Source organism: Solibacillus isronensis, from assembly GCF_023715405.1.
GTDB classification, from domain to species: Bacteria; Bacillota; Bacilli; order Bacillales_A; family Planococcaceae; genus Solibacillus; species Solibacillus isronensis_B.
On record NZ_JAMBOC010000001.1, the window covers coordinates 667,707 to 680,508 of the forward strand.

Annotated in this window: 18 protein-coding genes; 15 read left to right on the forward strand and 3 right to left on the reverse strand. The window is 36.0% G+C overall.

All coding sequences use genetic code 11. The features are described 5' to 3' along the window. Positions 1-12 precede the first annotated feature (12 nt). The 8 genes from M3166_RS03445 (at position 13) to M3166_RS03480 (ending at position 3,977) form a co-directional block, all read left to right on the forward strand. Positions 13-885 carry a pirin family protein gene (locus tag M3166_RS03445; RefSeq protein ID WP_251687374.1) on the forward strand — a complete coding sequence of 291 codons (873 nt, stop codon included), beginning with the start codon at positions 13-15 and terminating at the stop codon, positions 883-885. A 125-nt stretch (positions 886-1,010) separates the two neighbouring features. Beyond that, positions 1,011-1,205 carry a hypothetical protein gene (locus M3166_RS03450; RefSeq protein ID WP_251687376.1) on the forward strand — a complete coding sequence of 65 codons (195 nt, stop codon included), beginning with the start codon at positions 1,011-1,013 and terminating at the stop codon, positions 1,203-1,205. 23 nt (positions 1,206-1,228) lie between these two features. After that, positions 1,229-1,681, forward strand: a complete 453-nt coding sequence (locus M3166_RS03455; protein WP_251687378.1) for a GNAT family N-acetyltransferase — start codon at positions 1,229-1,231, stop codon at positions 1,679-1,681. A gap of 11 nt (positions 1,682-1,692) precedes the next feature. Beyond that, positions 1,693-2,109, forward strand: coding sequence for a fructose-bisphosphate aldolase (locus M3166_RS03460; protein ID WP_251687380.1), 417 nt, complete (start codon positions 1,693-1,695; stop codon positions 2,107-2,109). Between the two features lie 105 nt (positions 2,110-2,214). Continuing rightward, positions 2,215-3,066, forward strand: coding sequence for a hypothetical protein (locus tag M3166_RS03465; RefSeq protein WP_251687382.1), 852 nt, complete (start codon positions 2,215-2,217; stop codon positions 3,064-3,066). 33 nt (positions 3,067-3,099) lie between these two features. Beyond that, positions 3,100-3,387 (forward strand): hypothetical protein, encoded by a 288-nt coding sequence (locus M3166_RS03470; protein ID WP_251687384.1) that lies wholly within the window; start codon positions 3,100-3,102, stop codon positions 3,385-3,387. Beyond that, complete coding sequence (locus tag M3166_RS03475; RefSeq protein ID WP_251690003.1) at positions 3,282-3,710, forward strand: C39 family peptidase; 429 nt, start codon at positions 3,282-3,284, stop codon at positions 3,708-3,710. Before M3166_RS03470 ends, M3166_RS03475 begins: the two co-directional genes overlap by 106 nt. Positions 3,711-3,737: 27 nt before the next feature. Next, positions 3,738-3,977, forward strand: coding sequence for an NUDIX domain-containing protein (locus M3166_RS03480; RefSeq protein WP_251687386.1), 240 nt, complete (start codon positions 3,738-3,740; stop codon positions 3,975-3,977). A 239-nt stretch (positions 3,978-4,216) separates the two neighbouring features. On the opposite strand, the gene M3166_RS03485 is transcribed toward M3166_RS03480, so the two are convergent. Beyond that, the gene (locus M3166_RS03485; RefSeq protein WP_008404026.1) at positions 4,217-4,744 is read right to left on the reverse strand and encodes a DUF2179 domain-containing protein; all 528 of its coding nucleotides are present in this window, start codon (positions 4,742-4,744) and stop codon (positions 4,217-4,219) included. 327 nt (positions 4,745-5,071) lie between these two features. Between M3166_RS03485 and M3166_RS03490 the strand changes: the two genes are divergently transcribed. After that, the gene (locus tag M3166_RS03490) at positions 5,072-6,325 is read left to right on the forward strand and encodes an S-layer homology domain-containing protein (protein WP_251687389.1); all 1,254 of its coding nucleotides are present in this window, start codon (positions 5,072-5,074) and stop codon (positions 6,323-6,325) included. 43 nt (positions 6,326-6,368) lie between these two features. On the opposite strand, the gene pdxT is transcribed toward M3166_RS03490, so the two are convergent. Both pdxT and pdxS read right to left on the reverse strand, forming a co-directional pair. Beyond that, complete coding sequence (gene pdxT, locus M3166_RS03495) at positions 6,369-6,956, reverse strand: pyridoxal 5'-phosphate synthase glutaminase subunit PdxT (RefSeq protein ID WP_008404021.1); 588 nt, start codon at positions 6,954-6,956, stop codon at positions 6,369-6,371. A gap of 1 nt (position 6,957) precedes the next feature. Continuing rightward, complete coding sequence (gene pdxS / locus M3166_RS03500; RefSeq protein ID WP_251687391.1) at positions 6,958-7,842, reverse strand: pyridoxal 5'-phosphate synthase lyase subunit PdxS; 885 nt, start codon at positions 7,840-7,842, stop codon at positions 6,958-6,960. Positions 7,843-8,054: 212 nt separating this feature from the next. Between pdxS and M3166_RS03505 the strand changes: the two genes are divergently transcribed. The 6 genes from M3166_RS03505 to M3166_RS03530 all read left to right on the forward strand — a co-directional run bounded on the left by M3166_RS03505 (position 8,055) and on the right by M3166_RS03530 (position 12,665). Next, positions 8,055-8,537, forward strand: a complete 483-nt coding sequence (locus tag M3166_RS03505; RefSeq protein ID WP_251687393.1) for a nucleoside deaminase — start codon at positions 8,055-8,057, stop codon at positions 8,535-8,537. Positions 8,538-8,764: 227 nt separating this feature from the next. Further along, the gene (locus M3166_RS03510; RefSeq protein WP_251687395.1) at positions 8,765-9,058 is read left to right on the forward strand and encodes a hypothetical protein; all 294 of its coding nucleotides are present in this window, start codon (positions 8,765-8,767) and stop codon (positions 9,056-9,058) included. Positions 9,059-9,166: 108 nt separating this feature from the next. Further along, positions 9,167-9,733, forward strand: a complete 567-nt coding sequence (gene thpR, locus M3166_RS03515) for an RNA 2',3'-cyclic phosphodiesterase (protein WP_251687397.1) — start codon at positions 9,167-9,169, stop codon at positions 9,731-9,733. Positions 9,734-9,909: 176 nt separating this feature from the next. Further along, a complete protein-coding gene (locus M3166_RS03520) occupies positions 9,910-10,308 on the forward strand; it encodes a DUF2500 domain-containing protein (protein ID WP_251687399.1) in 399 nt (132 codons plus the stop codon). Between the two features lie 148 nt (positions 10,309-10,456). Further along, positions 10,457-11,227, forward strand: coding sequence for a hypothetical protein (locus M3166_RS03525; RefSeq protein WP_251687402.1), 771 nt, complete (start codon positions 10,457-10,459; stop codon positions 11,225-11,227). Between the two features lie 271 nt (positions 11,228-11,498). Then, the gene (locus tag M3166_RS03530) at positions 11,499-12,665 is read left to right on the forward strand and encodes an acyl-CoA dehydrogenase family protein (RefSeq protein ID WP_008404007.1); all 1,167 of its coding nucleotides are present in this window, start codon (positions 11,499-11,501) and stop codon (positions 12,663-12,665) included. Positions 12,666-12,802: the final 137 nt, after the last annotated feature.

Consider the following 12,802-nt stretch of genomic DNA (forward strand, 5'->3'; position numbering starts at 1 on the left):
GGAGGAATAGAATTGGCAACTAATGCAGTTTTTCAAAGAGATATTAAAAGTTTTTGGTACCCAGAGTACAATAAAAATGGATATCCTCATGTGCAACAAGGATTCATTCTTCACCCTGATCGAAACGCTGAATTCGATCCTTTTATTTTAATGGCAGAAGATTGGTATAAGCGTGGCGTTTTCTCTGATCACCCACACCGTGGCTTTCAAACTGTAACATATGTTGTAGATGGCAGACTAGAACATATTGATAATGCTGGCGGTTACAGCATTTTAAATGCCGGGGATGTCCAATATATGAATGCAGGTTGGGCAGCTAGACATGCAGAAGAAGCGTTCGAGGACGACTTGATTCATACATTGCAGCTATGGCTAAATCTGCCGAAAAGTTTAAAGCATACAAAAACGTCTTATCAAAATATTTTTGTTGAAGATGCACCTGTAGTCAATATCGATGGCGGATTCGTTCGAGTTTATTCAGGGGATATTGAAGGTGTAACAGGACCTATGCAAAGTTTAGTTCCGATTACGATGACAGAAATTACTCTTCGTGAAGGTGCTGAATACACACATGTTTTACCCGAAAATCATAATTCATTCCTGTTTATGTTGGCAGGAGAGATGGAATTTGGGGAAAGCAAGACAAAAATAACGAAAACGGGAGCAGCAACGATTTCATTTAACGAAGATGGCTCAGAAGCAAATTCAAGCGAATTAAAAATTAAAGCATCAACACGGTCTAAAGTTTTGATTTATTCAGGTGTCCCAATTAGAGAAGAAGTCGCTCTAGGTGGACCGTTTGTGATGAATACAAAAGAAGAAATCAGAGAAGCATTCCGTGATTTACAGCTAGGTGAATTTGGCCCACCAGCTGTGAAAAAGTAAAACTAATTAGCAATTAATAGCAAACAGTACAATGAACCGGATGGAATTTAGCCATCTGGTTTTTTGATTTTATCAGGTTCGACTCTACAATTATGGTAAAATTTAAAATATAAGGAGAGGATTTCATGGATTTATTATCATTTGCCTTTTTAGGATTTTTGCTTTACATTGTTGTATTTTTGGCAGTCAAGCATGGGATTAATTATTCGGAACTTGGAATTTTAATAAAAAAGAAATATAAGATTGAAGAAGAAATGCCTAACTTGAGTAATGACGACATTGAAAAAGAGTTAGAAAAAGATATCCATAAACAAAACTAATCTAGAAATATAGGGGGATAAGTGTGGAGATTAAAAGGCTGGAAAAACAGGAAAAGGTTCCCTTGGAATTGTTATTATTGGCGGACCCTTCAAAAATTATCGTTGAAGATTATGTAGCAAAGGGCGAATGTTTTATAGCCGAAAATGAAGAGCAAACCATTGGTGTCTATGTACTGTTACCGACAAGACCGCAAACTGTAGAAATTGTCAATGTAGCAGTAGCTGAAGATCATCAGGGAAAAGGAATTGGAAAATTATTAGTAAGTCATGCGATTCGTATAGCCAAAACACAGGGGTATAAAACGATTGAAATTGGTACGGCAAATTCAAGTATTGGGCAATTAGCGTTATATCAAAAATGCGGTTTTCGAATTGTTTCAGTTGATCATAACTATTTTATTAAGCACTATTCAGAAGAAATTTACGAGAATGGCATCCAGTGCATCGATATGATTAGGTTATCGCAAGATTTATAAGGGGGATAAGGATGAAAAAATTATTGTTTTTATTCTGTTTGTTTTCCATTTTGCACATCACGACTGCTTGCAGTAACAAAGATGAACCTATTACAACAATTGAAGCCGCAATTTCACAGTTGACAGAGGATGAATTTGAAAGTGTCGGGACTCATGAGTTAAAAAATCCTCAAATAGATGATTTCAGGAAATTTACATTCAACGTGGAAGTAGACAATGTAGCTGGACAGAAAGTGGAATTTTCATTTAGCGATAGTTGGAAAGATGCGATCGATTCATTTGATGCTACTGACCGTTATTGGTTTGGAGGCGGAAGTGAACAAAATAATGAAGGTGAGAATGTCGCCTCGTATGTGCAAGAATTTGTCTTTTATTCTAAAGGATTAAACGAAGTATCTGAGAGAGGCATTGAATACAATTATTTTTGAAGTAAGCATAGACCAGATAGGAGAAATCGTGACAGGAGAATATAAAGTCGGGGATTTAGTTGAATTTATTGATAGTAATATTTAAAAATGATTGGAGAAATCTTCATGAAAATATACAATCTAGCAAGTCCATTTCTAAATCAATACGAGCCTTCAAAAGAGTACTACGAAAGTTACTTTAATCATCATCCAGAAATCTTTAGTTATTATTTTGAAAATCACTGTCACAATAAAGAACTGAAACTTGAAAATGCTTTAAAAACGCATCCAAATATGATTGATCAAATGAACTGGGTTGCAAGGAAATTAAAATCGCTCACACCCCAGATTACAAAAGAATATGAAAAGCGGTTTCCGATAATATTTTCAAAAGATGTTTATATTTTTGTTGGTCTAGGTGGTTCTAATGCTTATGCTTATCGTTCCATGGACCCTCATATTGCTTTTTGTGTTGAAAAATTTGAACCATATGAAGAGGGCCTTAACGTAATAATTGCGCATGAATTTGGCCATGCAGTCCATCATCTTTACACAACACATAATGGGATTGAAGCAAAAGATATTAAATGGTCTAATCCGTTGACATGGCTATTGCAAGAGGGTGTAGCAACTTTTTTATCAACTTTAGTAGTAAATGTAGACCAAGATATTTATTTTGCATATAAACGTGATCCGGAGTGGCTTTCATTCTGTAAAAAAAATATAGCAACCATTATCAATGCTTTTCAAAAAGATTTAATTCAAAGTACATCAGCAGAAATATTTAAAGAATGGTTCTCGATTAATGGGGGTCAAACTTTTGGCTACAGTCGGATTGGTTATTTTATTGCTTATCTTATAGTAAAACGTTTAGCAGGTGAAGAAGGTATTGAAAATGCAATGCTTTATTGGGGACATTCAGATTTTGAAGAGAGAATGAAAACGTTATTACGAATTATAGTAAAAAAAGAAAAGTAGACACACGTTGATTTCATATATTGGGGGAGTAGCATGTTTATAATTAATACAGTTGCTTTATGGGTAATTATCTCAGTGTCGATTAACAACTATTTAATGACTTTACCTATTCCGGTTATACGAAAAAAGGATTTTCCGACTACCTACATCATTCAGCACGAGAATCGAATCGATTTCCAAAAAGATAATGCGCGGCATTTTCAACAGCTTACCTGCTGCGTCACTTTGGTAAGGAGGCTGAAGGAGAAGCGTTATATAAGCATTTTCCCAATAAAACAAAAGCTGGAAATGTATATCCAAAAGGAATCCGTACTGTTTTAAGAAATAACGGATTTAAGACAAATTATTATAAAGGAACTATTGATACATTAAAGTACGAAGTCAGTAAAGGAACTCCCGTAATTGTTTTTATTAAAGTACAGAAGGATCTCAAAAATCTGCATTTTGTTCCAGTAGTAGGTTATGACAAAGAGCATATTTACCTTTCAGAGTCATTAAGTCATTTAGTGAATTGTGAAGAAAAACAGCAGAACTATAATCGAAAGGTGCCGATTGAAGAATTTAAAATGCTATGGAATGTAAAGAGAATTCATATGCTTCCATATAGCAATACATATATAGCAGTAGATGCTAAAAAAAGCTAACAAAACTTTTAGCGGTAGGTGAAAATAGTGAAAGTATTTGGAGAGAAATTAAACGGCCTTAATTATGAAATAAGAAAAGGGATTTATGCAGTAATTTTTAATTCAACAATGACTCGTGTCTTAACAGTCCAAACTACGAGAGGGGATTACTTTTTGCCAGGTGGCGGGATTGAAGATCATGAAAACCATTCGCAATGCCTGGAAAGAGAAATACTTGAAGAAACAGGATATAACGTAGTGATCGGGCCTTATATAGGGAACGCTTAGTGCTTTTTTCTCTCAACCAAAAAAGAGCCAATTCTAAATGATGGCTATTTCTACTTCGCACAATTATTAAATAAAATCCAAGATCCCATTGATGACGACCACTTTATAAAATGGATTGAGACGGACAAAACCCGAGATCTCTTAATACATGAACATCAGTATTGGGCAATTAAAGAAGGACTAAAACTGAAGATGCATAAAAAATGAGCTAGAATCATTGAATCTAGCTCATTTTTATTTTAACGTCTAAGTTTAAATTTACGCATACGATCGACTAAGAAACCGCCTTTGAATGATTTTGGCTCATATGAAATGATAAATGCCTTTGGTTCAATCGATTCAACAAGGGCGAATAATTCTTTTTCTCGGTTTCGTTTAGCCAAAATCTCATATTTATAACGTTCACTGTCACGACCTTCACTGACAGATGTCGTGATGGCAAAGCCGCTGTTTCTTAATGTTTCGATCAATTCCTGATTTTTTTGCTGAGTATTGATTGTAACTGAGACAAAACCAATAGCCAGTTTGTTTTCAATCATTGTTCCTATTGGTATCCCAATACTAAATCCGAGTGCATACACAATCATTGCGATAAAGTTCTGATCACCACTAAAAATGATAGAAAGTGCAAATACGTTAATTAAAACTTCTAAAAACCCAAAAATTGAAGCAAGAAGTCTCATATCTTTGACTAAGAAAATTGTTCGTAATGTCATTAACGGCACGTAAACGAGCTGTATGACCAGGATTAGGATTATCTCCTGCATGAAATCCCCTCTTTCTTTAAAAATTTACTTTACTTTTTTACTTCTACCCTAATATGAAATTTATATTCTTATTAATTATTTGAGTAATTAGTATAAAATGCAGGGGAATTCAATTGCTTTTATTAAATTAATTTTTCAAACGACCATTTGTCCAGCTGGATGAATAGTCGTTTTTTGTTTGGAAAGGGGGTTCGAGATAGGTAAAGTCCGGAAGTGTAACCATTAATTAGTAGTAATAAAATGAGATTTTATGCACTAGTTCTAATAAAAAACTGCTATGATGATAGTGTTTAAGTCTATTATTTGAATATTAAAGGAGTTGCAAATTTGATAAAATTAATCAGAGTATCACTATTAATTTTACTTTCTTTACTAGTTTTAAATAGTGGCCCGTTGACCTCGAGTGCAAACAGCGTGAATCCTTTACCTTATGAAGATGAGAAGTCAGGAAGAAATAGTAACGCTTATTTATCTACATACGAATTTCCTTCAACCAAAATGAAGGAAGACTTTATTAATGAAATTTATACATATGCAATGAGAGCAAATGAAAAGTGGGGAATCCCTGCTAGTGCGATCATTGGAATGGCCATTCTGGAAAGCGGCTATGGAACAACAAGATTAGCAGTGAATGCAAATAATCTTTTCGGGATAAAGGTTTGGGGATATAATCCGAAGAACGCCTGGCAGCTGAAGGGACAACCTGATGAAGATTATGAACCGGTACCTGTTCTAATCGATTTCGGAAAAGACCGCAAAATATATGATGAAAGCAAAAGAAGAGATAACTGGTATCGGGCTTTTACTTCCTATAAAGAAGCGGTTGATTATTTAGCAGGGAACTTGTTGTTAAACGAAAGGTATCGTTTCGCAAAAATCAATTATGATGAAAGAATGAAAAAGGGATGGAGCTATGAGCGAGCTTCCAAAGAATATTTATTCGATATTGCCAATGCCGGTTATATCCATTTGGGTGGGGAATACTATCGAAATAAAGTAGGCTCCATCATGAAAGAATATGATTTATATCAATATGATGATAGGAAATTAAAAGACATAGAAGGTCATTGGGCCGAAGAACAGATTCTTTTCTTAACTGAAAAAGGTTGGATCTCTGGCTATCCTGATGGTACATATAAACCGAATCATTCGATAACAAGAGCTCAAGCAGCTGCTATTATAAGTAACTTTTTAGCATTGACGTCAACAAATAAAAACATCTACTTTAGTGATGTGGTTAAGAGCTTTTGGGCTTCAAAATCTATTCTTTTAGTAGCACAACATAAAATAATTAATGGTATCGGTGATGAACGTTTTTCACCAAATACTTTTTTAACTAGAGCGCAAATGGCTCAAATCTTTTATAACGCCGGATTTTATAGTCAATCTGTAAATAATCGTGTAAATTCATTTAAAGATGTGGAACAAAATTTTTGGGCATATGTTGCGATTGAAACGATGAAACAAGAAGGAATTATGGCCGGCTATAATGCAAGCCGATTTGGTCCGAATAATCCTACAACTAGAGCACAAATGGCAGCTATGATTTATCGAATACATGAAAAAGGCTTAAACAAATAATCCAACATACAAAAGAAGCACTGAATTGTGCTTCTTTTTTGATTTATCTAGGAACCTTTGTAAATTCATTTACCATACCAATAAAATATTGAAGTATTCGAACATCATCCGTCAGTTCGGGATGAAAAGAGCAGCCTAAAAATTGTCCATCTCTAGCTAATACAATCCGTTCTTCATATGTAGCAAGTATTTCGACCTGTTCACCGATGGTTACAATATGCGGAGCTCGAATAAAAACTGCTGTTATGTTATCACCAATTGATGGAATTGCTAATGCAACTTCAAAACTGTCTACTTGACGGCCGAAAGAATTTCTTTCTACCTCAACATCCATTAAACAAAGGTGAGGGGTAATGGAACCCTTAATCTTTTTTGCCAATAGTATGAGACCGGCACATGTCCCGAACATGGGAATACCTTGCTGTGCCAATGCTTGTATAGGTGCTAATAAGTCATTGCGTTCTATAAGCTTACCGATAGCTGTACTTTCTCCACCAGGCAAAATAAGACCATCAATACCACATAAATCATTGCTTGTTTTTACTTCCACAGCTTCATGATCAAGAAGTTTAATCTGATTCATATGCTCACCTACTGCACCTTGTAATGCAAGTACTCCTATTTTTGCCATACTACCAGCCACGCTCCTGCATCCGTTCATTAACATGAAGTGTAGCTATTTCAATTCCTTTCATCGGTGTTCCAAGCTCCTTCGAGATTTCAGCAATCAGTTTGTAGTCTTTATAATGAGTTGTTGCTTCCACAATGGCACGCGCGAATTTTTCAGGATTCTCGGATTTGAAAATACCAGAGCCAACAAATACGCCATCCGCACCAAGTTCCATCATTAACGCGGCATCTGCAGGTGTAGCCACGCCACCCGCAGCAAAGTTCACAACTGGTAAACGTCCTAAACGTTTAATTTCCAACAGTAATTCGAATGGGGCTCCTAAATTTTTTGCCTCTGTCATTAATTCATCCACATTCATTCCTATAACACGACGTACTTGAGCATTGACTTTGCGAAGATGACGAACTGCTTCTACAATGTTGCCTGTCCCTGGTTCACCTTTAGTACGGAGCATAGAAGCCCCTTCGCCAATACGTCGAGCTGCTTCTCCTAAGTCACGGCAACCACAAACGAATGGCACTGTATAATCACTTTTTAGTAAATGGTATTCTTCATCAGCCGGTGTTAAAACTTCACTTTCATCGATATAGTCGACACCCATTGACTCTAAAACCCGTGCTTCTACAATGTGACCAATTCGTGCTTTTGCCATAACAGGAATCGTGACGGCATTCATCACTTCTTCCACAATCCGAGGATCCGCCATACGGGCAACACCGCCAGCTTTCCGGATATCGGAAGGCACACGTTCCAGCGCCATCACTGCTACTGCACCTGCCGCTTCCGCAATTTTTGCTTGTTCAGCGTTAATGACATCCATAATAACGCCGCCCTTTTGCATTTCTGCCATTCCACGTTTTATTCGATAAGTTCCAAATTGTACCATGTAAATAACCTCCATTCCTGTAATGATTCTTAGTATAATGAAAATTGACCGTATTAAAATAGCCAATTATTCGTTAATTGATAAGGTCAGTAGAATTTTGTCTGAAAACATAAGGTTCAGAGTACGAATGAATATTCACTTAAGGAGTCGGATAATTCTGTTATAATTATGATTGTAAAAGTTTCTACTTACTGGATAAGGAGGATACGAATATGATAAATAATCTAGATTTGAAGCACTTACAACGTTGTGTTGAATTAGCAAAAATTGCGCTTGAAAAATGTGACGAGCCATTTGGTTCAGTACTTGTTTCCGCCGATGGAGAGGTCCTTTTTGAAGACCATAATCACGTGGCAGGTGGTGACCATACCCAACATCCGGAATTTGCAATAGCACGATGGGCAGCAAATAATATGAAACCTGAAGAAAGAATCAAAGCGACAGTATATACTTCCGGGGAACATTGTCCGATGTGCGCTGCAGCACACGGTTGGGTTGGTTTAGGCCGGATTGTTTATGCAAGTTCATCTAAACAATTGGTAGAATGGCTAGCCGAATTGGGCCAAGCTCCTTCACGTGTACGGAATCTTTCCATTCAAGAGGTTATTAACGATATTACTGTCGATGGTCCTGTTCCAGAGCTAGCGGAGGAAGTTCATCAACTCCATCGTCAGTTTCACGAAAAGAGAAGTTGACTATAAATCCATTTTAAAATAGAAGTGGATAGGTTGAGATGGTTGAAAGCAAGCGCGATTCTGTAGTAAGAATCAGCGCTTATTTTCATTAAAAGTCCATAAATCTGAAGGAGAAAAGTATATAGTGGGAATTTTTTATTAAACAATCAACAGGCGTAGTTCAATAATAAGGAATGCGTTTTTTATAAGGCCTGACAAAATAATGAAATATAAAAGGGACGTATGAAATGTGGCAGCAAAATCATAAAAGTGTAAAAATCTATTTTAGAAAATATTTAATAATTGCAGTCTTTTTATTAGCAGGCTGTTCATCTATTCAAAATGACATATCTGAAGATGAAGCAAAACAAATGGTCTTGGATCATCATTTTAACCATAATAGTAAAACTGAAATACGATCTGTTGAATTGAAAAATAATAAATACTTCATTGCGTGGGAAATAAAAGATAACTGCGAACGTGGGAAAGATAGTGTTAATAAAAAAGGCGAACTCGAGATGATTGAAGCCAGTATATGTTAGTTAAAATATGCCTTTCAGAAGGAATCTAAGGGAAATACGATCGATAAGATATTTTTGTATTAGTTTTAATAATAATGTCCATTCTTTTATAAAAAGAGGTGAAAGAATATGGAGAGAGTGGCGCACTATTTTTGGGCGGTTCGGATTCCGGATGGAATTAAACAAACCATTCACGAGGAACTCACACGAAGTAAACCAATATTCCAGTTTAAGCGTTGGGTAGATTTAAATGATTATCATATAACGCTTGCCTTTCTCGGTGCTGTAAATCCGCAGCAACTTTCATCCGTAATTAAATCAGTTGGGAACGCCATACAAAATCAAAAAGCATTTATGTTAGACATTAAAGGCCTGGGTGTATTTGGGGCTCAAAGTTCACCTCGTATATTTTGGGGAGCGGTGAGTGAAGCAGCCCCTTTGTATAAACTACAGGAAATTGTGCATAAAACTTGTCTAGATGAAGGGTTTACACTAGAAACACGGCCTTATCATCCACATATTACATTGGCACGAAAATGGGAAGGCAATGAAGATTTCAATGTGGACAACTTAGTCACGCATAACCCATTCAAAGAAAAGCCTTTATCTTTTCAAATCACTGAAATCGTCCTTTATAAATCGAATATAGAAAACACACCGAAATATGAACCAATTGCGACGTTTTCATTAGTATGATTATCTTCATTTTAATATTGTATAAGTAGGCGGGTGCGATTCTGTAAAATGAATCAGCGCTCGTTTTTTTATAATTATATGGCTATAGAAGTTATTTGGTAAATATATGTCATAATTTTGAAACTTTCTTCCATTTTATCCGTATAATTTAGTTATCAGAGGAAGGGGGGAATATCATGTATGACATGACAGGAAGTGGGGATTGGTTATTCAACTTCGGGCCAATATTTATAGCACTTATTTTTATTATCATAGTTATTTTAATAATTGGCAATATATTCAGTGGTTTAAGACAATGGAGGGAAAATGAAAACTCACCTCGCCTGACTGTTCCGGCCATAGTAAAAGTTAAACGAACAAGTGTAACGAGACATAATCATCACCATCATGATAATAACCACCACTCGCACAGTACCTCTACAAAGTACTTTATAACATTTGAATTTGAGAGTGGTGACCGGTCTGAGTTTCATGTTTCAGGCAAGGAATATGGTATGCTCGCAGAAGGGGATATCGGCACGTTAACTTTCCAAGGAACAAGATATATTGATTTCACTAGAACGAAGCTTACATAACCCAACTAAGCTCGTTGATATAAAAACCGCGCGATTCTTTTATTAGAATCAGCGCTTTTTTGTACGAGTGAAGTGCTATCCATCATTTGTACATGTATTTTGAAACATGTATGATAATTTATACAAGCCAAACTTGAGGAGTGAGATCTTGAAAAAATATGTCCCATTTGTCTTAAGCTTTCTTCTTCTAACAGCGTGTAACGAGACGAATAATAACACGACAGCCGATCAGGATTCCGGAGCAGATACAAAGTCTAATGAAGTAGAAACAACAAATTCTCCAAATAATGATGAGACAGTTTCTAATCAACCGGCAGGCAATACTGCTACGGCAGAAGATTTTCAAAGTATTATTCCGAGTAATTGGGATGTCAACATGCCAACTGACTTTCCTGTTTCAAAGGACAGCTATTTAACTGCGATTACAACGACAAATAATAATGTCATAACATTTAATTTCTATGAAACTCCATCTAAACTGGCAATAAATGATAACGCTATAAAGCAAAGCGGCACGTATACAGGTCAATTAACAATTACCAAATATGATTCAAAGGAATTGGCGAGTAAAGAAATTGATCAAACTCTTTACGATAGTGGACAAGCTGTTGATTTAGGGCACGGAATTACAGGCTACCAGGATGGCGGGGCAGGCTCTCTATTTACAAGCTGGAATGAAGGGCGTTGGGCAATTATTGCCCGGTCATTGACGGAAAAGGCTGAGGAAAGCTTGAACACAGCAAAGGAAACAGTCGAATTTTTAGAAACGAACATTCTTCCGATACCAAAAGATTATGGTTCTTTACATGTCGATGCTGAGCAAACTGGAACAATGGCGAAGTGGCAAAAGGAAAATTATTTATACACGATGACTGATTTTGGTGAAGAAACATTACCTTGGATTGTGAAGTTTAAATAAATATTTACACGTATTGAAAGAACAAATTTCCAAAGATTTGAACAAAAATAATTTGATACGAAAGCTGTTAAGAAACCTGAATGTTTTCATTCTTTTGGGTTTCTTTTTTTTATTAAAAGACCATTCTTTATAAAATGAAAGCGCTTCAAAATTTTTCGCATATATAAACTGTTAGATTCATAACGTGTTGTAACTGAGTATTCTATAAAATTGTGAATATTATTTAACAATTTCGTACTCAAATAATTTCATTTACAAGGAGATGTTATTAATGGATTTTACGCTAAATGATGAACAAAAAATGATTCAAAAAACAGTTAGAGATTTTGTGAATAAAGAACTGAAGCCTTTGGAGCAAGAAGTATTAAAAAATGAAAGGGAAGGCAGACCTGGTATCTCTAATGAAAAAATAAAAGAATTAAGAGAAAAGGCAAAGGCAATTGGATTTTGGGGCATTAATACGCCTGAGGAATACGGTGGAGCAAATTTAGGACCAATTATGTCAGTGTTAATTGCAATGGAATTAGGAAGAACTTTTGTACCGTTCAACTTTGGTGGTTCTGCTGATAATATCCTTTATTTAGGTAACGAGGAACAGAAACAGAAATATTTAATCCCTACTATTAATGGTGAAAGACGTTCTTGCTTTGCTTTAACCGAGCCTGATGCGGGATCAGATGCAAGAGGTATTCAAATGAGAGCGGTTAAAGATGGCGACCATTGGGTGTTAAATGGTGAGAAAGTATTTATTACAAATGGAAATGAAGCAGACTTTGCCATGGTATTTGCAGTGACAGATAAAGAAAAAGGCGCGAATGGCGGAGTAACTTGTTTCCTTGTAGATAAAGAAATGGGTTGGAAGTCGGAATATATTTACACAATGGGCGAATGGGGACCAGCAACATTAGTATTTGATAACGTTCGTGTTCCTGAAGAAAATATTTTAGGAGAACTGGGTCAAGGTTTTAATTTAGGCATGCAGTGGATAGGTCAAGGGAGATATATGATTCCTGCTGGTGCAATCGGTGCTGCAGAACGCTTATTACAAATGGCCATCGACTATTCAAAAACACGAGTTACTTTTGGTAAACCTATAGCAGAACGTCAAGCAATCCAATGGATGATTGCAGATTCAGCAGTTGAAATTGAAGCAGCAAAATGGATCGTATTTAGAGCTGCATGGATGGCTGAAAATGGTATGGATCCACGTCATCAATCGTCTATGGCAAAACTAAATGGCGCAATTATGGCAAATCAAGTGGTCGATCGTGTTCTTCAGATCCATGGTGGAATGGGATATACAAAGGAATTACCGATTGAACGATGGTATAGAGAATTAAGATTATACCGAATTTTCGAAGGAACAGATGAAATTCAGCGCAGAACGATTGCAAGAAATTTATTAAAAGGTCATGCAAAAGTTGGAGAGTTACTTTAATTAAGGCAGCTTCTACTCATTTATTTCTTTAACATACTAACTAGTCAGTTATTATGCGGTAGTAATACTAACCGGTTAGTTAATAAGTGTGGCTCTAGATGAATAGTTAGTTTGCCAAATCAAAAATTTAATCCGAA

Coding starts and splice junctions, on each gene's coding strand:
- M3166_RS03470 (WP_251687384.1), top strand. CDS start 3,100: ATGTTTATAATTAATACAGTTGCTTTATGGGTAATTATCTCAGTGTCG.
- pdxS (WP_251687391.1), bottom strand. CDS start 7,842: ATGGTACAATTTGGAACTTATCGAATAAAACGTGGAATGGCAGAAATG.
- M3166_RS03530 (WP_008404007.1), top strand. CDS start 11,499: ATGGATTTTACGCTAAATGATGAACAAAAAATGATTCAAAAAACAGTT.
- M3166_RS03465 (WP_251687382.1), top strand. CDS start 2,215: ATGAAAATATACAATCTAGCAAGTCCATTTCTAAATCAATACGAGCCT.
- M3166_RS03510 (WP_251687395.1), top strand. CDS start 8,765: ATGTGGCAGCAAAATCATAAAAGTGTAAAAATCTATTTTAGAAAATAT.
- M3166_RS03450 (WP_251687376.1), top strand. CDS start 1,011: ATGGATTTATTATCATTTGCCTTTTTAGGATTTTTGCTTTACATTGTT.
- M3166_RS03485 (WP_008404026.1), bottom strand. CDS start 4,744: ATGCAGGAGATAATCCTAATCCTGGTCATACAGCTCGTTTACGTGCCG.
- M3166_RS03505 (WP_251687393.1), top strand. CDS start 8,055: ATGATAAATAATCTAGATTTGAAGCACTTACAACGTTGTGTTGAATTA.
- M3166_RS03460 (WP_251687380.1), top strand. CDS start 1,693: ATGAAAAAATTATTGTTTTTATTCTGTTTGTTTTCCATTTTGCACATC.
- M3166_RS03520 (WP_251687399.1), top strand. CDS start 9,910: ATGTATGACATGACAGGAAGTGGGGATTGGTTATTCAACTTCGGGCCA.
- pdxT (WP_008404021.1), bottom strand. CDS start 6,956: ATGGCAAAAATAGGAGTACTTGCATTACAAGGTGCAGTAGGTGAGCAT.
- thpR (WP_251687397.1), top strand. CDS start 9,167: ATGGAGAGAGTGGCGCACTATTTTTGGGCGGTTCGGATTCCGGATGGA.